We start from the raw sequence: 21,203 nt of genomic DNA on the forward strand, positions 1-21,203 counted from the left end.
ACCGCCGAGCAGCGCAGCAACGGGCGGGGAAGTCCGGCGCAGCTGTTTGAGCCCGCAGGGCGAGTTCTGCGCCGGCCGCCCGTTGTGAGCAGCGCAGGGGAGTCGGCCGAAGGCCGACCGGTGAAGCCGGGTCGCCTTCTTTGCCTTCTTTCTTGGCGAAGCAAGAAAGGAGGTCGCCCGCCGGGGCGAGACCCGGCCGATGTGACGCCAAACACGGGAAAGCCGCCCAGGAAGGTCTCAGGTTCGCGCCAGCAGGCCCGCGAGACCTGGAAAACTGACCTATCGAGGGGAAAACGCTTTCCACACTTAACGCGAACATGGCCTATAAAAATGACAGGTAGCGCCGTCCGCCCCGTTGGGCGGACGGGTTCAGGGGAGGTCGATGCAATGACAATGATTCCGTGTACGGAAGGCCGTGTGGCCGTGGCAAGCGCAGCCGACGGTATCGATTTTGGCGCCGTCAACAGCTGCATGACGATCAGCTGCATTCTGGATGACGGCAGCAAGATCGCGGCTCACGACGCCATCTTCAAGCGCGTGCAGCCGCAGATTTTATTTGCGCTGAAAGAACGGGTGCCGGCCGACCGGCAGATCGCCCGCGTCATCGCCGCCGGCGCAGGAACCTGCTGGACGCCGACGATGGAATCCCAGCAGGAGCTGGCGAGCGGCATGAGCAAGGCCGATCCGTCGTTCAAGGAGCAAAGCTGGCAGGAGCAGGACCGCCTGATGTTTCCCAACATGATCACCCGCAACGTGGCGCGCTTCACCGAGGTGCTGAGCCGCGACCTGGGCGTCGATGCGGGCGCGGTGGAATTCCGGGATGTGGCCGAAGGCAAGATCAGGCTCGATCCGGACGGCGCGCTGGAGGTGGACGAGGCCCCGGACTAAGCGTTTCGGGGCCGCGTCGTCGGGCGGCTCAGCGCATGTCGTCGCGAATGCTTTCCCGAATCTCTTCCCACTCGTAGATTCCGCCGTCGGCCATCAGGGACATGAACAGCCGGCCGTCCTTGAGCACATACGAGCGGACATGGGGAAGGTCACGCACCAGCTTCTGGTCCAGCGACGCCGGGCCGCACAGGGCGCGGGTGCCGGCCACCGCGCCGAGTTCCAGCGCCCCCGATCGATCGGCCGCCGGCGTGGCCTGCCAGGTGCCCATGCCCCGGTTGCAGTCCAGCCGCAGGGCCAGCCGGCCGCCGGCGTTGAAGCGGATCGTGTAGCGCTGCGGCTCGCTGATCCGGGTGGTGCCCTGGACATCGTCCATGGACTGGATTGCGCGCAGTTGCCACGCGGTGCCCTGCAGGTTTGCCGGCGTGCTGGTGGCGGCGGCTTTTGTGCAGTGCATTTCCGGCGCCTCGAAGCCCCAGGTGACCCGCGCTTCGCCCTGGTGCTCCCAGAAGCTTTCGTTGCGCCCCTGGTAGCGCGTGCCGCTGGCGCTGATCTGCTGATACATCAACGAATTGCTGTCGCCGCGTTCGGCGATCAGGCTGGCGGGATCGGTCTGGAAAAACGTGACCAGCAGCTCGCTGCCGGGGCTGTCGTCACACACGTAGCGGGCCTCGGCCACCGCCGGCACGAGCCGGTAGCGTGCCTGCAGCTCGGCGATGCGCAGGCGGTAGGCTTGCTCCACGCAGCTGCGCCTGTCGTCGCTTTTCCAGCAGTCGTTGCGCCCCTTGATCCAGCCCCGCTGCTCCGCCTTGAGCACCGGTGGATGCTCATTGACCGCCTTGCGGCTCGCCGCCGCAAAAACACGTCCGATCACGCGGTCCAGCGCGGACAGGCCGGGGTCCTGGCACACCAGGGCTTCCGTACTGCCGGCGACGGCTTTTTTGCAGTTGATGTCGTGCGCGCCTGCCAGTGCGGCCGCTGCCGTAAATGTGCAGCTCATGGCCACGGCCAGTGTGGGGATCCAGTGGGTGCTCATGAAAACCTCGGGAAGGAGTGGGTTGAAAGCCGGCCCGAGTATGCCCGACCGATCGGCACATGCGGCACGGTTCCGCCGAAGCGCGCTGCTACCATTGATCCATGACGCTTTACCACGACCTTGCCGAAAAAACCGCGGCGCTGATCGCCGAGGGGGTGCTGCGCCCCGGCGACCGCCTGCCCTCCGTCCGCCAGACCTGCCGCACCCACGGGATTGCGCCGGTGACGGTGACCCAGGCCTATCACCTGCTCGAAAGCCGGGGGCTGATCGAGGCCCGCCCCAAGTCGGGCTATTTTGTGCGGGCGCGGCTTGGCCAAAGTCTGCCCGAGCCGGAAATGACCCGCCCGGTGGGGCATTCGACGCAGCTGGCGGTGAGCGACTTCATCTTCGAGATCCTCGACAGCGTCAAGGATCCGGCCGTTGTTCCGCTGGGCTCGAGCTTTCCCAGTCCCTACCTTTTTCCCCTCGACAAGCTCGGGCGCTTTCTCGCCGCGGCGGCGCGCCACCTGGACCCGCAGTCCACCATCACCGATCTGCCGCCGGGCAACGACGAGCTGCGCCGCCAGCTGTCCCTGCGCTACCTGGCCCACGGCGCCAGCGTGTCGCCGGCGGAGATCGTCATCACCTCGGGGGCGATGGAGGGGATCAACCTGTGCCTGCAGGCGGTAACCCGGCCGGGCGATCTGATCGCCATCGAGTCGCCCACCTTTTACGCCGGGCTGCAGGCCAGCGAGCGGCTGGGCCTCAAGGTGATCGAGATTCCGACCCACCCGCGGGAGGGCATCAGCCTGACCGCGCTGGAAGACGCGCTGCGCCATCACCCGATCAAGGCCTGCCTCTTCATGCTCAACTTTGCCAACCCGACCGGCAGCCTGGTGCCGGACGAGCGGAGGAAGGCGCTGGTCGAACTGCTCGACCGCCACGATGTGCCGCTGATCGAGGACGACGTGTACGCCGAGCTGCACTTTGGCCCCCACGCGCCCCTGTGCAGCAAGGCGGTGGACCCGAACGGGCGGGTCATGCACGTGTCGTCCTTCTCCAAATGCCTGGCGCCGGGCTACCGGATCGGCTGGATTGCGGCCGGGCGCTACGCCACGCTGATCCAGCGCCAGAAGCTGTCCACCAGCCTGGCCACCACGGTTCCGGTGCAGATTGCGATGGCCGATTACCTCAAGCAGGGCGGCTACGAAAACCATCTGCGCCACCTGCGCCGCAGCCTCGCTGCCCAGGAGGCCATGCTGGTCGAAGCGGTGGAGGCTCATTTTCCTGAAGGCACCCGGCTGGCCCGGCCCCAGGGAGGCTATTTCCTGTGGCTGGAGTTGCCCCGCACGGTGGACGCCCTGCTGTTGCACCGGCAGGCGCTGGAGCAGGGCATCAGCATCGCCCCGGGCCCCATCTTTTCGGCCAAGCGGGAGTTCGGCCACTGCATCCGCCTCAACTTCGGCCACCCGGTCGACGCGCGCCTCCGCGCGGCGGTCGCCACGCTGGGCAGACTGGCCAGCAGCTCGCAATCGGGCGGATGATTTTCTGTTGGGGCGACTTCAGTCGCCCGCGGAGGCTGAGCCTGGAGCCTGATTTTGCCGGCTGAGGGCGACTGAAGTCGCCCCTACGAAATCTGTGCCTGTTATAAATTCGTTGCGCTGAATCTGTTTCCATTCGGCGGCGGGTGATTTACTCCTGATCCAGGAGGAATGCCCGAATGAACAAGCCTGTCAGTAAAGTCCGCGAAGCGAAACTCGAGCTGTATCGCAAGAAAGGGAAGATCCACGCCCGCGAGGTTCGCGGCCGGTTCAACACGATCCGCTGGGCCATGGTGTGGCTCACCCAGATCGTTTTTTACGGGGCCTGCTGGCTCCAGTGGGGCGGCCGCCAGGCCATCCTCTTCGATATTCCGCACGAAAAGTTTTACCTGTTCGGCCTGGTGCTGTGGCCGCAGGATGCCTTGCTGGGCGCGATTGCGCTGATTCTCGCAGCGACCGGCCTGTTTCTCGTGACCGCGATGGCCGGGCGGCTGTTCTGCGGTTTTGCCTGCCCCCAGACGGTCTACACCTCGATCTTCATGTGGGTCGAAACCAGGGTGGAAGGCGATCACCTGGCCCGCCTCAAGCTCGACCAAAGCCCGCCGACCCCGCGCAAGCTGGCCCTGCGCAGCACCAAGTACGCCCTGTGGGGCCTGATCGCGGCCTGGACGGCGATCAGCTTCGTTGGCTACTTCACGCCGATCCGCGAACTGCTGCCCGCCGTGGCGAGCTGGAATCTCGGGCCGTGGGAGGCTTTCTGGCTGATCTTCTACGCCGTGTTCACCTATGTGCAGGCCGGCTTTGCCCGTGAAGCGGTGTGCCAGCACATGTGCCCTTACTCGCGCTTCCAGGGCGTGATGTTCGACTCCACCACGCGCACCGTCAGCTATGACGTGGCCCGCGGCGAGCCGCGCAAGGGCAAGGGCGGGGGTGACTGCATCGACTGCGGCATCTGTGTGCAGGTGTGCCCCGTCGGCATCGATATCCGTGACGGCCTCCAGTACCCGTGCATCAACTGCGGCCTGTGCGTGGATGCCTGCGACGAGGTGATGACCCGCATCGCCAAGCCGGTCGGCCTGATCCGCTTTGCCTCCGAGCAGGAGCTTGCCGGCGCGCCCCGGCCCAGCGCTCGGCCACGCCTGGCGGTGTATGCCGGGCTGATCGGCGTGTTCGTCGCCCTTGGCGCGTGGACGGTGACCCAGCGTTCGCTGCTGCGGGTGGATGTGCTGCGCGACCGGGGCAGTTTGTCCCGCGAAACGGCGGATGGCCGCATCGAGAACGCCTACACCCTCAAGCTGATCAACATGGCCGAGGGCGCCCGTGACTTCGAGGTGGCAGTGAGCGGCCTGCCCGGCATCGAGCTGCTCGGTGCGCAGCGCTTTGCCGGCGACGCCGGGAGCATCCGGGAAGTGCGCGTGACCGTCGTGGCCCCGCCCGATGCCGCCAAGTCCGGCGCCAGCCCCATCGCCTTCAGCGTCCAGGCGGCCGGTGATCCGGCAAGCCGGGTGACCGAAAAAAGCACCTTCGTGCTGCCCTGAACATTCCCCGGGCGGCTGGAGTCGCCCCCACCTTATCGCCAAGGCCATTCAGCCATGTACCTCTACAACCAAACCGACCAGCGCCTGGTGAACGACCGGGTCGTGCAGTTCCGCGACCAGATGACGCGCTTTCTCGACGGGCGCCTGTCCGAGGACGACTTCCGCCCGCTGCGCCTGCAGAACGGCCTCTACGTGCAGCGTCACGCGCCCATGCTGCGGGTGGCGATTCCCTACGGCACCCTGGCCAGCCATCAGCTGAGAAAGCTCGCCGACATCGCCCGCCGCTACGACCGGGGCTACGGACACTTCACCACCCGCAGCAACATCCAGTACAACTGGGTGCGGCTCGAAGAGGCGCCGGACATCCTGGCCGAACTGGCCACGGTGCAGATGCACGCCATCCAGACCTCCGGCAACTGCATCCGCAACATCACCACCGACCAGTTTGCCGGGGTGGCCGCCGACGAGCTGTTCGACCCGCGCCCTTACTGCGAGATCGTCCGCCAGTGGTCCACGCTGGCGCCGGAATTCCTGTTCCTGCCGCGCAAGTTCAAGATCGCCATTTCGGGTGGCGCCGAAGACCGGGCCGCGGTGCGCTTTCACGACATCGGCGCCAGCGCGCGGGTGGCGCTGGATGGCCGCATCGGCTTCGAAGTTTTCGTCGGTGGCGGGCTGGGGCGGACGCCGATGGTCGGCAAGACGATCAAGGACTTTCTGCCCCGCGAGGAACTGCTTAACTATTTCGAGGCCATCCTGCGGGTCTACAACCGCTATGGCCGGCGCGACAACAAGTACAAGGCGCGCATCAAGATCCTGGTGAAAGACCTGACCCTCGAAGGCTTTGCGAAGGAGGTGGAGGACGAATGGGCGTGGAGCCGGGGCGGCCCCGCCACCCTCACCGAACAGAGCTTTCGGGACATGGAGGCCTTTTTTACCCGCGCGGATTACGCCCCCGCCGCGGCCGACGATCCAGGCTACCGGCAGGCGCTGCAGGACACGCGCGCCTTTGCCCGGTGGGTCGAACGCAATGTGGCACCCCACCGGCAAGACGGCTACGCCATCGTCACCCTGTCCCTCAAGAAGACCGGCGCGCCGCCGGGGGATGCCACCGCCGAGCAGATGGACGGCGTCGCCGATCTGGCCGAGCGCTTCAGCGCTGGTGAAATCCGGGTCAGCCACGAGCAGAACCTGGTGTTGCCCCACGTGGCCCGCAAGGATTTGCCGGCCCTGTGGGAGGGGGCGCGCGCCCTCGGCCTCGCCACGCCCAACATCGGCCTGCTGACCGATCTGGTGTGCTGCCCCGGCGGCGATTTCTGCTCCCTGGCCAATGCCCGCTCCATCCCGGTGGCGGCGGCCATCCAGCAGCGCTTCGACAATCTGGATTACCAGTTCGACCTGGGCCCGCTGGAACTCAACATGTCGGGCTGCGTGAATGCCTGCGGCCACCACCACATCGGCCACATCGGCATCCTGGGTGTCGATAAGAACAACGAGGAGTGGTATCAGGTGACCATCGGCGGCCGCGAAGGCGCCGCTGCCGCGCTGGGCAAGGTGATCGGCCCGTCCTTTGCCGCCGGGCAGATTCCCGGCGTGATCGAGCGCCTGCTGGAGGTGTATCTGGAGGCCCGTCATGAGGGCGAGATTTTCATCGACGCGGTCGAGCGGATCGGCCTCGAGCCCTTCAAGGCGCGGGTGTACGGAGGTGCGGCATGAATACCCTGATCCGTAACGGTCAGATCGCCGACGATGGCTGGCAGTGGATCGACGCAGGCGAAGCGCAGCTTGCCGCGCGTCTGGAGGCCGGCGGGCGTTTTGTGCTGCCGCTGGCCGCGTGGCTGACTCACCGGGCAAGTCTCGACCCCGCCTGTGCCGGCGTGTGGCTGGGCCCGGATGACGAGCCGGAAGCCGTGCTGCCGTGGCTGGCCGACATTCCGCTGATCGCCATCCGCTTTCCGGTGTTCACCGACGGGCGGGGCTATTCCCTGGCCCGCCTGCTGCGCAGCCGCCATGGCTACACGGGTGAATTGCGGGCGGTGGGCGACGTGCTGCGCGACCAGCTGTATTTCCTGCAGCGCTGCGGCTTCGATGCCTTCCAGTTGCGCGCCGATCAAAGCCCCGAGGAGGCGCTGGCGGCCTTTCAGGATTATTCGTGGGCGCCGCTCGGCGGGCGCTGACCCGGACGGAGCTTTCGCCCGACTTTGTCGATAAGCTGCAGGGTCCGCATCTGTCCGTGTCGCGCCGGGCGCTTGCCCTCAACCCTGGAGGTGTCCCGATGAACATGTCTGTGCGTAGCGGCGCCGGTATTTCCGATCACACCCGGGGCGTGCTGGCGGCCTTGGTCGTGGTGCTGTGCTGGTCCGGTTTCAATATCGTTTCGCGCCTGGGGAGCAAGGGCGTGATGACGCCCTTTGACATCGCCGCGCTGCGCTACGGCGTGTCGGGGGTGATTGCGCTGCCGTATTTCATGGCCCGGGTGGCGCCGCGGGACTGGCCCCGTTATCTGGTGCTGGCCCTGTTTGGCGGGCTGGGCTACGGGCTGCTGGTGTATTCCGGTTTTGCCTTTGCGCCGACGGCCCACGCCGGGGTGTTCGTGAACGGCGGCATTCCGTTCTGGACGATCGTGATCGTGGCGCTGATGTCCGGCTTCAGGCTGGCACGCCACATTGTCATGGCCCTGTTGCTGTCGAGTGCGGGGCTGGTTTTGATCGGCTACGAAAGCCTGATTGAGCCTGACGCGGGATCACGCTGGATCGGCGACATCCTTTTTCTGCTCGCCGCCCTGACCTGGGCCGTGTTCGGCTTGCTGATGCGGCGCTGGGCGGTGCGGCCGCAGCTGGCGATCAGCGGCGTGGCGACGTTTTCAATGCTGATCTACATGCCGGTTTATCTGCTGTGGCTGCCCCAGGCGATTTCCGCCAGTTCACCCGCCGAGATCGCCTTGCAGGCCGTTTATCAGGGAGTCGTCGCGGCCCTGCTGGCGGGGGGCATGTACAGCTATGCCAATCAAAAGATCGGCTCGTGCGAGGCATCGATGATGCTGGCGCTCGTGCCGGGCGTTTCGGCCATTGGTGCGTTTTTCATCCTTGACGAGGCGCTGACGGTTTATGTCGTGGTGGGGATTGTGGTGGTGTCGGTGGGCGCGATTCTTGGCGCCATGCCGCCCGGCGGGGTGATGAAGCTGCTCAAACGCCCGCGGGGTGTGTAGCCTCGTTTCAAAAATGGCTATGTTCGCGTTGAGTGTGGAAAGCGTTTTCCCCGCGACAGGTCAGGCTTTCCGGTGTTTGGCGTCACATTGGCCGGGGTTTCCCACGACCGGGTTTGCACACCCGGCCGGCTACGGCGGCGCGGAGCGATGCTCCGCGAAACCCCGCCTCCGCCCCCGGCGGGCGACCTCCTTTCTTGCTTCGCCAAGAAAGGAGGCAAAGAAGGCGACCCGGCTTCACCGGTCATTCGCTTGGGCGAATGACTCCCCCGCCCGTTGCTCCGCGGATCAAAGTTTCAGACGGGCTGTCAGAGGAGCACCGAGCCTCTCCGGAAGCTGATAGGGCTACTGACCGTTGATCACCTGCATTTCCGGTCCCCTCTGACGTGCCGACTGGAGGTGATGACGGGCGGAAAAAGGGCTTCGCATGTCTGAGCCCGAAGGGCGAGTTTGCGAAGACCCCGCCCGGCATCGCCGGAAGGAGGGAACCCCCGAAGGGGGCGCGGCAGCGGGGTACGTTTTCTTGCCTTCTTCTTTGTCGTACAACAAAGAAGAAGGTCGCCCGCCGGGGCGAGGCCCGGCCAATGTGACGCTAAACACGGGAAAGCCGTCCAGCAAGGGCTTAAATGACAGAGCCAAAAAACCGGCCGGCGAGACAGGAAGTCTCGCCGGCCGGTTTGATGGATTCAGGCCGCGGCGTTCAGCAGCACCGCCCGGGGCGCCCGTCCCCGCCGCCGTAGCGGGCTTCCTGGCGCTCCCGGAAGAAGGTTGGGTAATCCATGACCGGCAGTTCCGGGTGCGTCAGGCGCATGTGCTGGACATACGTGTCGTAGTCCGGCACGCCCACCATCAGGCGGGCGGCCTGGCCAAGATACTTGCCCATGCGGGCGAGGTCCGAGAACATGCGGTGCCCCTTATACGTGGAAGTTCGCCGGAATCGGCTGGTAAGGCGTTTCCTGGTCGGTGCGCTGCTTCTGGCCAAGGGCCTTGCGGCAGGCCGGAATGGTAAAGGCCAGGATGCTGACCACCAGGAACAGGAAGAGCGCCGCCATGCCGGCGTCGATCTGGTTGTTCAGGATGATCTGGTGCATCTGATCGATGTTTTTGGCGGGCGCCAGCAACTCGCCTTTATCCAGCGCGGCCTGATATTTGTTGGCCGCGGCCAGGAAGCCGATTTTCGGGTTGTCGTGAAACACCTTCTGCCAGCCCGCGGTCAGCGTGCACAGCAGCAGCCATGCGGTGGGCACCATCGTGACCCAGGCAAAGCGTTGCCGCTTCATCTTGAACAGCACCACGGTGGCCAGCATCAGGGCAACGCCTGCCAGCATCTGGTTGGCAATGCCGAACAGCGGCCACAGGGTGTTGATGCCACCCAGCGGATCGACGACGCCCTGATACAGGAAGTAGCCCCAGGCGGCGACGCACAGGGCCGTGGCGACCAGGCTGGCCACGATGGAATCCATCCGGCGCATGGACGGCACAAAGGTGCCCATCAGGTCTTGCAGCATGAAGCGCCCGGCGCGCGTTCCCGCATCGACGGCGGTGAGGATGAACAGGGCTTCGAACAGAATGGCGAAGTGGTACCAGAAGGCCATCATCGTCTTGCCGCCTATGAAGCCGGAGAGGATGTGCGCCATGCCGACCGCCAGGGTCGGCGCGCCGCCGGCACGCGAGATGATCGTGTTCTCGCCGACATCCTTGGCCGTCTGGGTCAGCATTTCCGGGGTGACCGCGAAGCCCCATCCGGAAATCACCTGGGCCACCTGCTCGGGGGTGGTGCCGATGATTGCCGCCGGACTGTTCATGGCGAAATAGACGCCGGGATCGATGACCGATGCCGCCACCAGGGCCATCATCGCCACAAACGATTCCATGAGCATGCCGCCGTAACCGATCAGGCGGGCGTTCTTTTCGTTGTCCAGCATTTTGGGCGTGGTGCCGGAGGAGATCAGGGCGTGAAAGCCTGACACCGCGCCACAGGCGATCGTGATGAACAGGAAGGGGAACAGGCTGCCCGACCAGACGGGGCCGCTGCCGTCGATGAAGCGGGTGAGGGCCGGCATTTGCAGGTCGGGGGCGACAATCGCAATGCCGACAGCCAGGCCGAGGATGGTGCCGATCTTCAGGAAGGTGGACAGGTAGTCGCGCGGGGCCAGCAGCAGCCACACCGGCAACACCGAAGCGACAAAACCGTAGCCGACCAGCATCCAGGTCAGTTGCTTGCCGTCGAAGGTGAAGAACGGGCCCCACACCGGACTGGCGGCGATGTCTCCGCCGTAAACGATGGAGGCCATCAGCAGGATGAAGCCGATCACCGACATTTCCCCGATCCGGCCCGGGCGCAGGTAGCGGCTATAGACGCCCATCAGCAGCGCAATCGGGATGGTCGCCATGACGGTAAACGTGCCCCACGGCGAGCCGGTCAGCGCCTTGACCACAATCAGCGAGAGCACCGCGAGGATGATCACCATGATCATGAAGGTGCCGAACAGGGCGATGACGCCGGGCACCGCGCCCAGTTCCGATTTGACCAGATCGCCCAGCGAGCGGCCGTCCCGCCGCGTGGAAATGAACAGCACGATGAAATCCTGGACCGCGCCGGCAAAGACCACGCCGGCCAGAATCCACAGCATTCCGGGCAGGTAGCCCATCTGGGCGGCCAGCACGGGCCCTACCAGCGGCCCCGCGCCGGCAATGGCGGCAAAGTGGTGGCCAAACAGGACGTACTTGTTGGTGGGAACGTAATCCAGGCCGTCGTTATGGCGGATCGCCGGGGTCATCCGGGTGGGGTCGAGTTCCATGACCCGGTCGGCGATGAACAGGCTGTAGTAGCGGTAAGCGATCAAGTAGGTGCACACGGCCGCAATGACCAGCCACAGTGCATTGATGGTTTCACCGCGATTGAGCCCGACGACGCCGAGAGCGCATGCGCCAAGAATGGCCACTAACGCCCAGGCTGCGTGGCGTTGAATGTTTTGCATTTTGATCTTCCTGAGGTGAAAGCCGAAGTTTACGCCTGGCGTAAAAGTTGTCCCTACGGGTTATCACCTAGGAAAGCGCGGCACACATCACCGGTTGCGGGCGGCCCCGGCGGTCACCCGCCGCGCATCTTTCCCATTGCCAGGTTGGCCGCGGCGGTGCGGGTTTCCACGCCGAGCTTCTCGAAAACGTGCTCCAGGTGCTTGTTCACCGTGCGCGGGCTGCTGCCGAGGATGTCGCCGATGTCCTTGCTGGTTTTGCCCTGCACGACCCAGTAGAGGACTTCGGCCTCGCGCTGGGTGAGGCGGAAGGCGGCGATGAGGGATTCGACCGCGGAGGCATCGTTTTCCTCGCGCAGCACGACCAGCCATTCGTCGTCGCCGGTCTGGTCGTGGAAGGAGGCGAGCAGGCGGCGGGCGCCGTCGGCGATGAGCAGGGATTGCGGTTCGCGGCCGTCGTGGCGGGCGGCGTGGGCGGCGGCGATCCAGGCAATCAGTTCTTCCGGGGCGATGTGTTCCGGGTTGGCGAAGTAGTCGTTCATCAGCCGGCGGGCGAGGGGCGTTTGCCACACCAGCTTGCCGTCGGCGGCGCGCACGGCCACGGTGGCCTGGCCGAAGGCGTCGAGGGCGCTACGGGCCTGGCGCATCTGACGGGCGTTCTGCACGTGGGCGGCGATGCGGGCGAGCACTTCCGGCGGGCGGATCGGCTTGGTGACGTAATCGGCGCCGCCGGCGGCAAAGGCGGCCACCACGTGCTCGGTTTCGGTCAGCCCGGTCATGAAGACGATGGGGATGTGCTGGGTCGCAAAGTCGGCCTTGAGCCGGCGGGCCACCTCGAAGCCGTCCATGCCGGGCATCAGCGCGTCGAGCAGGATGACGTCGGGCAGGCTCTGGCGGGCCCGTTGCAGCGCCGATTCGCCGTTGGTGGCAACCAGCACGGTGTGGCCGGCCTCGTCGAGGGCGTCGTGGAGCAGCGCGAGGTTTTCCGGGATGTCGTCGACGATCAGGACGATGTCCGAAATCAGGCGTTCATTCGAGAGTATCGGGGCTGGCATCGCGTACTTTCCGGAGGATTTCCTTCATCGCGTCGAACTGGAACTGGCGTGCCAGATCGCGCAGGACGCGCACGAATTCGGCGTGCGCGGTGTCGAGGCGTTCGATTTCGCCCAGTTTGTTGAGAATGCCGCGCAGGTAGCCCAGGCCGATGAGTTCATCCAGCGCGGCGAGGTGGGCCTCGGCCGGCGCATGGATCGGCGGCGGTGCCTGCGGGGCGGGGGCGGCCGACGGCGGCGGGCTGTCGGCGCTCACCCATTCGAGCTGCAGCTTGCGGCCCAGCCAGTCGAGCAGGTGGTGCAGGCGCAGGGGCTTGACGATGAAATCGTCCGGCGCAATGCCGGCGTCGTTGTCCAGCCCCTTGTCGAAGGCGTTGGCGGACAGCACCGCGAGGTGGGCGTCGGTGAGCTGTTGCTGGCGGATGCGGCGCAGGGTTTCCCAGCCGTCGATGCCCGGCATGCCGAGGTCCATGAACACGAGATGGGGCGCAAAGAGCGGGATCACCTTGAGCGCCTCTTCGCCGCTGGCGGCCTGTTCAAGCACAAAACCCAGGGGTTCGAGCATGCTTTGCAGCATGTCGCGATCCACCTTTTCGTTGTCGACCACCAGGATGCGCCGGCGCACGCCCACGTAGCCGATGCGGTTGCTGCGCGGCAGTTCGCGGGCGGCCTGGGCCGAATGCACCTGCGGCAGAAACAGGCGGATGCGGAACAGCGTGCCTTCGCCCGGTGTGCTGGAAACCTGCATCTGGCCGCCCATCAGGTCGGTGAGCATGCGCGCGATGGTGAGCCCGACGCCGCTGCCGCCGGCCTGCGCGGTGCTGCCGCGCTCGAAGGGCTCGAAGATGCGTTCCAGGTCGGCGGCCGGAATGCCGGGGCCGCTGTCACGAATGTCGAACACGGCCATTTCGCGCCGGCATTCCACCTTGAAGGTGACGCCGCCGCGCACGGTGAATTTGACGGCGTTGCCCAGCACGTTGATGAGGATCTGGCGCAGGCGCTTTTCGTCCACGCGCACCACGGGCGGAATCTCGCCGGCCGGCTGGTACTCGAAACTCAAGCCCTTGTTGCGGGCCTGCAGCTCGAACATGCCGACGATCTGCTGCAGGAAATCCGGAAAATCCAGCGCCCGCACGTCGAGTGTCAGTTTGCCGCCTTCGATGCGCGCGATGTCCAGCGTGCCCTCGATCACCGACAGCAGGTGGTCGCCCGACTTGCGGATGACGCTCACGGCTTGCCTGCGGGCGGGCGGAATGTTCTCGTCCGCATCCAGGATCTGCGCGTAGCCGAGGATGCTGTTGAGCGGGGTGCGCAGTTCGTGGCTGATGGCGGTGATGTAGCGGCTTTTGGCCTGGTTGGCCTGCTCGGCCACGTGGCGGGCCTTTTGCAGGGCTTCGTCGGTGCGCTGGTGGGATTCGATTTCCTGCATCAGGAGCTGGGTTTGCCGGTTCGATTCTTCCTGCGCCACGCGGCGGCTTTCCTGGGTCAGCACCATCCACCAGGCGCCAACGCCCGAGAGCATCAGCAGGGCGGCAAAGCTTTTGATGAAACTGTCCTGCAGCGCGGCGTGGACCTCGGCGTGGCCGCTGCCGAGGGTCAGGTTTTCGTGGGTGTAGAGCACGCCCAGCACCAGCGCCAGCACGGGCACGATGCCGCTCATGAGCAGCAGGTAATGGCCCAGGCCGGTTTCGAGGTAGGGCACCGCTGACGCCGGCAACAGGCGGCGCAACAGGGTGTTCCACTGGGCGGTGAGGCTGGCCTCGGGTTTGCACAGGTCGTGGCAGCGGGCGTCCAGCGAGCAGCACAGCGAGCAGATCGGGCCCTGGTAGGCGGGGCAGTGGGCCATGTCTTCGGCTTCGTAGTCGCGCTCGCACACGGCGCAGGTTTTGCCCACCACGGCTTCGGGCTGGCGCGCCAGGTAGTAGCGGCCGCCGGTGATCCAGGCCAGCAGCGGCGACACCACGAAGGCCGCGCCCAGCGCGACAAACGAGGCATAAGGCTGCACGCCCTCGCCAAACAGGCCGACAAAGCTGGCAATCGACAGCAGTGAGGCCACCAGCATGGCCCCGACGCCCACCGGGTTGATGTCGTAGAGGTGGCCGCGCTTGAACTCCATGCCCGGTGGCGACAGGCCCAGCGGCTTGTTGATGACCAGGTCGGCCACCACCGCCGCCATCCACGAAATGGCGATGTTGGAATACAGCCCGAGCACCTGGCCGAGCGCCCGGAAAACGTCCAGCTCCATCAGCAGCAGCGCGATCAGCGTATTGAACACCACCCACACCACGCGCCCGGGGTGGCTGTGGGTGAGCCGGGCAAAAAAGTTGGACCACGCCAGCGAGCCGGCGTAGGCGTTGGTGACGTTGATCTTGAGCTGCGAGACGACGACGAAGAGCGCCGTGACGGCAATCGCAAGCAGGGTGTTGTCGAAGACGTGGGAGAAGCCGATCAGGTACATCTGGTTCGGGTCGATGGCCTTGTCGACCGGCACCTGGTTGCGCAGCGCGAGGTAAGCCAGCAGCGCGCCGCCCAGCATCTTGAGGATGCCCGGCAGCACCCAGCCGGGGCCGCCGATGACCACGCCCAGCCACCAGCGGCGGGCGTTGGCGGGCGTTTTTTCGGGCATGAAGCGCAGGTAATCCACCTGTTCGCCGATCTGCGTGATCATCGCGATGCCCACGGTCAGCGCGGCGCCGAACAGGTGCGGGTCGAAGTGGGCACCGTCGCCCCGGGCGCCGGGGTAGCGCCACAGCCCGGCCAGCGCGCCGGGCTCTTCCGCCAGCACGAAGGCGTAGGGCAGCACCAGCAGAAAGAGCCACAGCGGCTGGGTCCAGGCCTGCAGTTTGCTGATGGCGGTGACGCCGTGGCTGACCAGCGGAATGACCACCAGCGCGCAGATCAGGTAGCCCCACGCGGGCGGAATGCCGAAGGCCAGCTCCAGCGCGTAGGCCATGATGGCCGCTTCCAGCGCAAAGAATATGAAGGTGAAGGAGGCGTAGATCAGGGACGTGATCGTCGAGCCGATGTAGCCGAAGCCGGCGCCCCGGGTCAGCAGGTCCATGTCCAGCCCGTGTTTGGCGGCGGTGTAGCTGATGGGCAGGCCGAGCAGGAAAATGATCAGCCCGGTGGCGAGAATCGCCCAGAAGGTGTTGATGAAGCCGGCGTCCACCAGCATGGTGGCGCCCACGGCCTCCAGCACCAGAAACGAGGCCGCGCCGAAAGCCGTGTTGGCCACGCGCATTTCGGACCACTTGCGAAAGCTGCGCGGGGTAAAGCGCAGCGCGTAGTCTTCCATCGTCTCGTTGGCGACCCAGATGTTGTAGTCGCGGCGGATCTTGATGACTTTTTGTGCTGGGGGCCTGGGGTCGGAAGTCATGGTCGCGATGTCTCTGCCTGGCGCAGTTTCGGAGGTCGGGTTAGCGCAGCGTAACCCGACATCGACATCCTGCACCTTGGCAAGCTCTTGTCGGGCTACGCCCTGTGGGCTAACCCGACCTACGCAATTCACCAGCGCGTAGGTTGGGTTGGCGCAGCGTAACCCGACAGAGGTCTAGTTCTTGAGCGCCGCCAGAAACTTTTGCCGGGCGGCTTCGAGTTCGGCTTTCGAGAAATCGTCGCTCAGCCGCAGCGCGGTGCCGAAGAAGCGCTCGAAGGCGGCCAGGACGGTGGCCTCGTCGAGCGTGCGGGTGGCTGCGGGCAGGGCGGGCGGGGTGAAGCCGTCGACAGGCTTGAGCACGGCGTAGCGGGGGATCATGCGCTGGCCGTGTTTTTCGGAGGCGGCGGTCATCGGGCCGGTTTTGGTGAAGATTTCGCCGTCGTATTCGAAGCGGGCGCCGAGGGGGAGCTGGGTGAGTTTCATGGCGGGGTTCCGGGGTGATCAGCCGCCCAGCGCGCGGGCGATGAAGTTGCGCGGGACGCGGGTCTTGGGCACCTTGGTGCTGAACCAGTTGCGTACGTCGTCGTCGAGGCCGAGGCCGTGCATGTAGTTGTAGAGCGCCTTGTTGAGCGCCACGCCGAGGGTGTCGTGATCGACGCCGGTGGGGTCGATGAAGCCGACGTCGTTCTTGGCGAAGCTGATCGGCGGCAGCGGCTTGAGCTTGACGCCGTATTCCTCGGGGTTCTGGCCGACCGGGGAATGCACGGTGCACACGAAGCGGTGGAAGAAGCCCGACTGGATGCAGCCGGCGTCGAACAGCTGGCGCACGTATTCCAGCGCGTCGACGGTGTCCTGCACGGTTTGCGTGGGAAAGCCGTACATCAGGTAGGCGTGCACCAGGATGCCGGCGTCGGAGAAGCCGCGGGTGACGCGGGCCACCTGATCCACCGAGACGCCCTTTTTCATCAGCTTGAGCAGGCGGTCGGAGGCCACTTCGAGGCCGCCGGAAATGGCGATGCAGCCACTGTCGGCCAGCTGCAGGCACAGCTCGGGGCTGAAGGACTTTTCGAAGCGGATGTTGCCCCACCACGAGATGGACAGGTTGCGTCGCGCCAGCTCTTCGGCCATGGCCTTGAGGGCCTTGGGCGGGGCGGCTTCGTCCACCAGGTGAAAGCCGGTCTGGCCGGTTTCCTGGACGATGGCCGCGATGCGGTCTACCAGCGTGGTGGCGGCAACGCCGTCGTAGCGGCCGATGTAGTCGAGGCTGACGTCGCAGAAGCTGCACTTTTTCCAGTAGCAGCCGTGGGCCACGGTGAGTTTGTTCCAGCGCCCGTCCGACCACAGCCGGTGCATGGGGTTGAGCATGTCGAGGATCGACAGGTAGCGATCCAGCGGCAGGCCGTCCCAGGTGGGCGTGCCGACTTCGGCGAAGGGCACGTCGGGTTCGACGAGGTTGATGTAGCGGACTTGGCCGGTTGTTGCGTCGCCCTCGCGCACGTAGGTGCGCACCAGCCGCGAGCGGCCGCGCTTGCCGTCGAGGTGCTCGAGGAGCGCCAGCAGCGGGCGCTCGCCGTCGTCGAGGGTGAGGTAGTCGAAGTAGTCGAAGACGCGCGGTTCGGTGAGTTCGCGCAGCTCGGTATTCACGAAGCCGCCGCCCAGCACGGTGACGATCTCCGGGTGGTGGGCCTTGATGGTCTGGGCGATGCGGAAGGCGGCATACACCGAGCCGGGAAAGGGCACCGACAGCAGCACGATCTGGGGCTGGTGGTGCGCGAGGGTTTCCAGCGTGAGCCGGTGCAGGGTTTCGTCCACCAGCGTGGGCGGCGCGGCGAGGGCGGCGGCCAGCGGAGTGAAGGTCGGCTGGGCCATGGCCAGGGATTCGGCGTAGCGGACGAATTCGAAGCGCGAATCGGCGGCCTCGCGCAGCACGTCGGCCAGATCGTTGAGGTAGAGCGTGGCCAGGTGGCGGGCCTTGTCCTGCACGCCGAGGGCGCCGAAGGCCCAGGCCAGCGGGTCGCCGCCGTCCGGGTCGATGTACACGTCGAGCGAGGCAAAGCGCGGCCCTTCGGGCAGGAAGGCGCGGCTGGCGATGCGGTGGGCGATGGTCGGGTCGCGGCCCTGCAGGAAGGCGATGGCCGGGCCGATGGTGGCGGTGTAGCGCTGAAACTGCGCATCGAAAGAGGCCAGTGCCGGCGGGCGCTTCTTGCCCGGCAGGGCGCGCAGTTTGTTGCGCAGGGCGGCGAGGCTGGCGGGGGTGAAGAGTTCGAGCACCAGCTTGAGGGCCAGGTCGTCCTGCACCGCATCCACCCCCCGCGAGTGCAGGAAGCCGGTGAGATAGGCGGTGGACGGGTAGGGCGTGTTGAGCTGCGTCATCGGCGGGATGATCGACAGCACGCGGCGCGGGCTCGTCTGCATGGCGGGGTTTCGCTTGAGGTGGTAGGCCGGGGCGGGAATGATAGCGGATCAGTGCCGGCCGCCGGGGTTGCGCCGGTAGACCAGCCCGGCGAGCGCGGTGAGCAGCCCGCAGGCGATGAGCGTGGGGCGCACCCCGAAGGCGTGGGCGAGGCTGCCCACCGCAAAGCTGCCGATGGGCGCAAGGCCGAGAAAGGCCATGGTGAACAGCGCCATGACGCGGCCACGGAAATCGTTGTCGACGGCGGTCTGGATCAGCGTGTTGCTGCCGGCCACGCACAGCAGGAGGCAAAAACCCAGCCCGACCAGGATGGGCACGGCCTGCCACAGCGTGCCGGCAAGGGCGAACAGGGCCAGGGCCAGGCCCACCAGCGGCACGGCGCGGCCGACCAGCGCGGCCAGGCCGGCGGTGTCGGTGCGCCGGGCCAGCACCACGGCGGCGAGCAGCGCCCCGGCGCCGGCACTGCCCATCAGCAGGCCGAACAGGCGCGCGTCGCCACCGAGGATTTCGCGGGCGAACAGCGGCATCAGCACCGTGTAGGGCGTGGCGAGCAGGCTGAGGCTGGCGATGAGCAGCAGCGAGGCGCGGATGCGGCGGTGGGCGGCGGCGTAGCTGAGGCCTTCGCGCAGGGCCTGCAGCGGCGGGCTGGACGGTTTGCGCGGCGCGGCGGCGGGCAGGCGGATGGCCAGCAGGGCCAGCAGCACGGCCAGGTAAGAGCCCGCGTTGAGCAAAAAGCACAGCGCCTCGCCGGTTGTGGCGACGATCCAGCCGGCCAGCGCCGGCCCGACGAAGCGGGTGGCGTGCATCATGAAAGAGTTGAGGGCGATGGCGTTGGCCAGGTCGGCCTTGTCGTCGATGAGCTGCACCACGATGGCCTGGCGGGCGGGCACGTCGAGGGCGTTGATGCAGCCGAGGCCGAAGGCCAGCACGATCAGATGGGCGGGCGTGGCCATGTCCAGCCAGGCCAGTACGGCCAGCAGCAGCGCCTGCACCATCGAGAGGGCCTGGGTGGCGAGCAGCAGGCGGCGGCGGTCGAGGCGGTCGGTGATCACGCCGCCGAAGGCGCTGAAGACGAGGATGGGGATCTGGCTGGCAAAGGCCACCGTGCCCAGCACCAGGGCCGATCCGGTGAGCCGGTAGGCCAGCCACACCATCGCGATCTGCTGCATCCAGGTGCCGGCCAGCGACACGATCTGGCCGGCGAAGTAGATGCGGTAATTGCGGGAGTCGAGTGCGCGGAGATAGGCGGGCATGGGGTGGGCTGCGGCGGCGGGGTGTGTCACGGTAGCCCGGCCGGGCCGCCGGGGGAAGGGTCGGCAGCGACGGGGTCCCCACCTGGTAGATGCCGTGAGCATCGTTCAGAACAAGCCCGGGAGGCTGAGCCGTTGATCGTTCAGGTTGTTGCGGACAATATGCGCCTTGATCGCCGCATTTTTTGCGGCGATTGTCTTGCCCCTGCGGTGAAGGGTGCCCATAATCACCGCATGAATTACGGTGATTATCTTTATATCTGGCAGGCACCGGATTGGCCGCTCTGGCGCTATGACCTCACCGCCCTGGCCGGCCGGCTGGCCGAAGTGAGCCGGGCCCAGGGCATGCTTCTCGGACGGCTGGCTGACGTGGGTGCGGCGACGCGGGCTCAGGCGAGCCTGCTCGCGCTCACCGATGATGTCGTCAAGACCAGCGAGATTGAAGGCGAGCACCTGAATGTCGCCTCCGTCCGTTCGAGCATTGCCCGTCGCCTGGGGGTGGATATCGGTGCGCTGGCGCCTGTCGATCGCCATGTGGAGGGCGTGGTGGAGATGGTGCTGGATGCGACGGCAAACTGCGCCCGGCCGATGACCGAGGAACGCCTGTTCGGCTGGCATGCGGCGCTGTTTCCAACAGGCTATTCGGGCATCACGCGGATCACGGTTGCCGGCTGGCGCGATGATGCGAGCGGGCCGATGCAGGTGATCTCCGGGCTGATGGGGCGGCAGAAGGTCCACTTCGAGGCTCCGCCGGCAGCGCGGCTTCCGGCGGAAACCGCGCGATTCCTCGACTGGCTGAATGCCGACACGGGCGAGGCTGCACTCATCAAGGCCGGCCTGGGTCACCTCTGGTTGGTTACCTTGCACCCGTTCAACGACGGCAATGGACGGATTGCGAGGGCGGTCGGTGATCTGTTGCTCGCCCGGGCCGACGGCAGCCCGCAGCGCTTTTACAGCCTGTCTGCACAGATCCAGCGCGACCGGAAGGCCTACTACGGGATTCTCGAGCGAACCCAGAAGGGCAGCATGGATGTCACGGGCTGGCTGGCCTGGTTTCTGGAGAGCCTCCACCACGCCGTCGATCAGGCCAGTCAAACGCTCGATGCCGTACTGGCCAGGACGCGCTTCTGGCAGCGCTGGGCGGCCACGCCGCTCAGCGAGCGGCAGGTGAAGGTGCTCAATCAGCTGCTGGACGGCTTCGAGGGAAAACTCACCAGCAGCAAGTGGGCGGCGATGGCCAGGTGCTCGGCGGATACGGCCCTGCGTGACATCAACGATCTGCTTGCCCGTGGGGTGCTTCGGAAGATGGCTGCGGGCGGGCGTAGCACGGGGTACGAGTTGAACGAGCGCGAAGCGTAGATCAGCCGTAAGTTGGTGGAGCAGAGGCCCAGGTTTGGGGTGCCCCCGTCGCATGCTGCCGCAAGCCGGTGGGTTCGGTGTCGGCCGAGCCAGTGCCGCAGGGGCGAGATCCGACCCACGGGATGCATGGTTTGCAGGCCGTGCTACCGTTTGTCGCTGCGGTTGCTTGCCGCGAAGCTCAGGAGATTTTCATGGATTGGTATTTGATGGCCTTGAAGAAGTACGCGGATTTCAAGGGGCGCTCCCAGCGCAAGGAATACTGGATGTTTACGCTGTTCAACCTGCTGGCGTTCTTTGTGCTTTCTATCGTTGGCAGCGTGCTGGGTGATCAGGCGGAGCTGCTGACCGGCATCTACAGCCTTGGGGTGTTGCTGCCGAGTGTTGCGGTGACGGTTCGCCGACTGCACGACATCGGCAGGTCGGGCTGGTGGGCGCTGTTGATGGTGGTTCCCGTGGTGGGGGCCCTGATCCTGGTGGTGTTTGCGCTGCAGGACAGCCAGCCGGAGGCAAACGAGTACGGGCCCAATCCGAAGGCGCTGGTGCTCTCTTATTAATCCTGAGCGGGTGGTCGGTATTCAATGACCGGGTTGATGA

16 protein-coding genes are annotated in these 21,203 nt (G+C 66.1%); 8 read left to right on the forward strand and 8 right to left on the reverse strand.

Annotated elements, in window-relative coordinates; translation table 11 throughout:
• Positions 1 to 387: 387 nt before the first annotated feature.
• Positions 388 to 888 (forward strand): hypothetical protein, encoded by a 501-nt coding sequence (locus Q1W26_RS05680; protein WP_300437018.1) that lies wholly within the window; start codon positions 388 to 390, stop codon positions 886 to 888.
• A 28-nt stretch (positions 889 to 916) separates the two neighbouring features.
• Here Q1W26_RS05680 and Q1W26_RS05685 read toward each other — a convergent pair whose 3' ends face one another.
• Positions 917 to 1,921 carry an MliC family protein gene (locus tag Q1W26_RS05685; RefSeq protein ID WP_300437020.1) on the reverse strand — a complete coding sequence of 335 codons (1,005 nt, stop codon included), beginning with the start codon at positions 1,919 to 1,921 and terminating at the stop codon, positions 917 to 919.
• Positions 1,922 to 2,022: 101 nt separating this feature from the next.
• Here Q1W26_RS05685 and Q1W26_RS05690 point away from each other — a divergent pair, with 101 nt between their 5' ends.
• From Q1W26_RS05690 to Q1W26_RS05710, 5 genes are all read left to right on the forward strand, one after another.
• Entirely contained in the window at positions 2,023 to 3,444 is a 1,422-nt protein-coding gene (locus tag Q1W26_RS05690; RefSeq protein ID WP_300437022.1) for a PLP-dependent aminotransferase family protein, read from the forward strand.
• Between the two features lie 176 nt (positions 3,445 to 3,620).
• Complete coding sequence (ccoG, locus tag Q1W26_RS05695; RefSeq protein ID WP_300437024.1) at positions 3,621 to 4,979, forward strand: cytochrome c oxidase accessory protein CcoG; 1,359 nt, start codon at positions 3,621 to 3,623, stop codon at positions 4,977 to 4,979.
• A gap of 54 nt (positions 4,980 to 5,033) precedes the next feature.
• Positions 5,034 to 6,692, forward strand: a complete 1,659-nt coding sequence (locus Q1W26_RS05700; RefSeq protein WP_300437026.1) for a nitrite/sulfite reductase — start codon at positions 5,034 to 5,036, stop codon at positions 6,690 to 6,692.
• Positions 6,689 to 7,153: a DUF934 domain-containing protein gene (locus Q1W26_RS05705; RefSeq protein WP_300437028.1), complete on the forward strand. Its 465-nt coding sequence runs from the start codon at positions 6,689 to 6,691 to the stop codon at positions 7,151 to 7,153. Before Q1W26_RS05700 ends, Q1W26_RS05705 begins: the two co-directional genes overlap by 4 nt.
• Before the next feature lie 98 nt (positions 7,154 to 7,251).
• Positions 7,252 to 8,184, forward strand: a complete 933-nt coding sequence (locus Q1W26_RS05710) for a DMT family transporter (RefSeq protein WP_300437030.1) — start codon at positions 7,252 to 7,254, stop codon at positions 8,182 to 8,184.
• A gap of 697 nt (positions 8,185 to 8,881) precedes the next feature.
• Here Q1W26_RS05710 and Q1W26_RS05715 read toward each other — a convergent pair.
• From Q1W26_RS05715 to Q1W26_RS05745, 7 genes are all read right to left on the reverse strand, one after another.
• Positions 8,882 to 9,085 (reverse strand): YbdD/YjiX family protein, encoded by a 204-nt coding sequence (locus Q1W26_RS05715; protein ID WP_300437032.1) that lies wholly within the window; start codon positions 9,083 to 9,085, stop codon positions 8,882 to 8,884.
• A gap of 10 nt (positions 9,086 to 9,095) precedes the next feature.
• Positions 9,096 to 11,162 (reverse strand): carbon starvation CstA family protein, encoded by a 2,067-nt coding sequence (locus tag Q1W26_RS05720; RefSeq protein WP_300437034.1) that lies wholly within the window; start codon positions 11,160 to 11,162, stop codon positions 9,096 to 9,098.
• Between the two features lie 113 nt (positions 11,163 to 11,275).
• Positions 11,276 to 12,214: a response regulator transcription factor gene (locus Q1W26_RS05725; RefSeq protein WP_300437036.1), complete on the reverse strand. Its 939-nt coding sequence runs from the start codon at positions 12,212 to 12,214 to the stop codon at positions 11,276 to 11,278.
• Positions 12,189 to 15,587 (reverse strand): ATP-binding protein, encoded by a 3,399-nt coding sequence (locus Q1W26_RS05730; protein ID WP_300437038.1) that lies wholly within the window; start codon positions 15,585 to 15,587, stop codon positions 12,189 to 12,191. The genes Q1W26_RS05725 and Q1W26_RS05730 overlap by 26 nt, the downstream gene beginning before the upstream one ends.
• A 174-nt stretch (positions 15,588 to 15,761) precedes the next feature.
• The gene (locus Q1W26_RS05735) at positions 15,762 to 16,070 is read right to left on the reverse strand and encodes a hypothetical protein (RefSeq protein WP_300437041.1); all 309 of its coding nucleotides are present in this window, start codon (positions 16,068 to 16,070) and stop codon (positions 15,762 to 15,764) included.
• An 18-nt stretch (positions 16,071 to 16,088) separates the two neighbouring features.
• Positions 16,089 to 18,002, reverse strand: a complete 1,914-nt coding sequence (locus Q1W26_RS05740) for a radical SAM protein (RefSeq protein WP_300437044.1) — start codon at positions 18,000 to 18,002, stop codon at positions 16,089 to 16,091.
• Between the two features lie 48 nt (positions 18,003 to 18,050).
• On the reverse strand, positions 18,051 to 19,253 hold the full coding sequence (locus Q1W26_RS05745) for an MFS transporter (protein WP_300437047.1): 1,203 nt from the start codon (positions 19,251 to 19,253) through the stop codon (positions 18,051 to 18,053).
• A gap of 132 nt (positions 19,254 to 19,385) precedes the next feature.
• On the opposite strand from Q1W26_RS05745, the gene Q1W26_RS05750 reads away from it, so the two are divergent.
• Together Q1W26_RS05750 and Q1W26_RS05755 are read left to right on the forward strand one after the other, a co-directional pair.
• Positions 19,386 to 20,609 carry a Fic family protein gene (locus Q1W26_RS05750; RefSeq protein WP_300437050.1) on the forward strand — a complete coding sequence of 408 codons (1,224 nt, stop codon included), beginning with the start codon at positions 19,386 to 19,388 and terminating at the stop codon, positions 20,607 to 20,609.
• Positions 20,610 to 20,800: 191 nt separating this feature from the next.
• Positions 20,801 to 21,163 carry a DUF805 domain-containing protein gene (locus tag Q1W26_RS05755; RefSeq protein ID WP_300437052.1) on the forward strand — a complete coding sequence of 121 codons (363 nt, stop codon included), beginning with the start codon at positions 20,801 to 20,803 and terminating at the stop codon, positions 21,161 to 21,163.
• The last annotated feature ends 40 nt before the right edge of the window (positions 21,164 to 21,203 follow it).

It is taken from the genome of Zoogloea sp. (assembly GCF_030157465.1).
Classification (GTDB): Bacteria; Pseudomonadota; Gammaproteobacteria; order Burkholderiales; family Rhodocyclaceae; genus Zoogloea.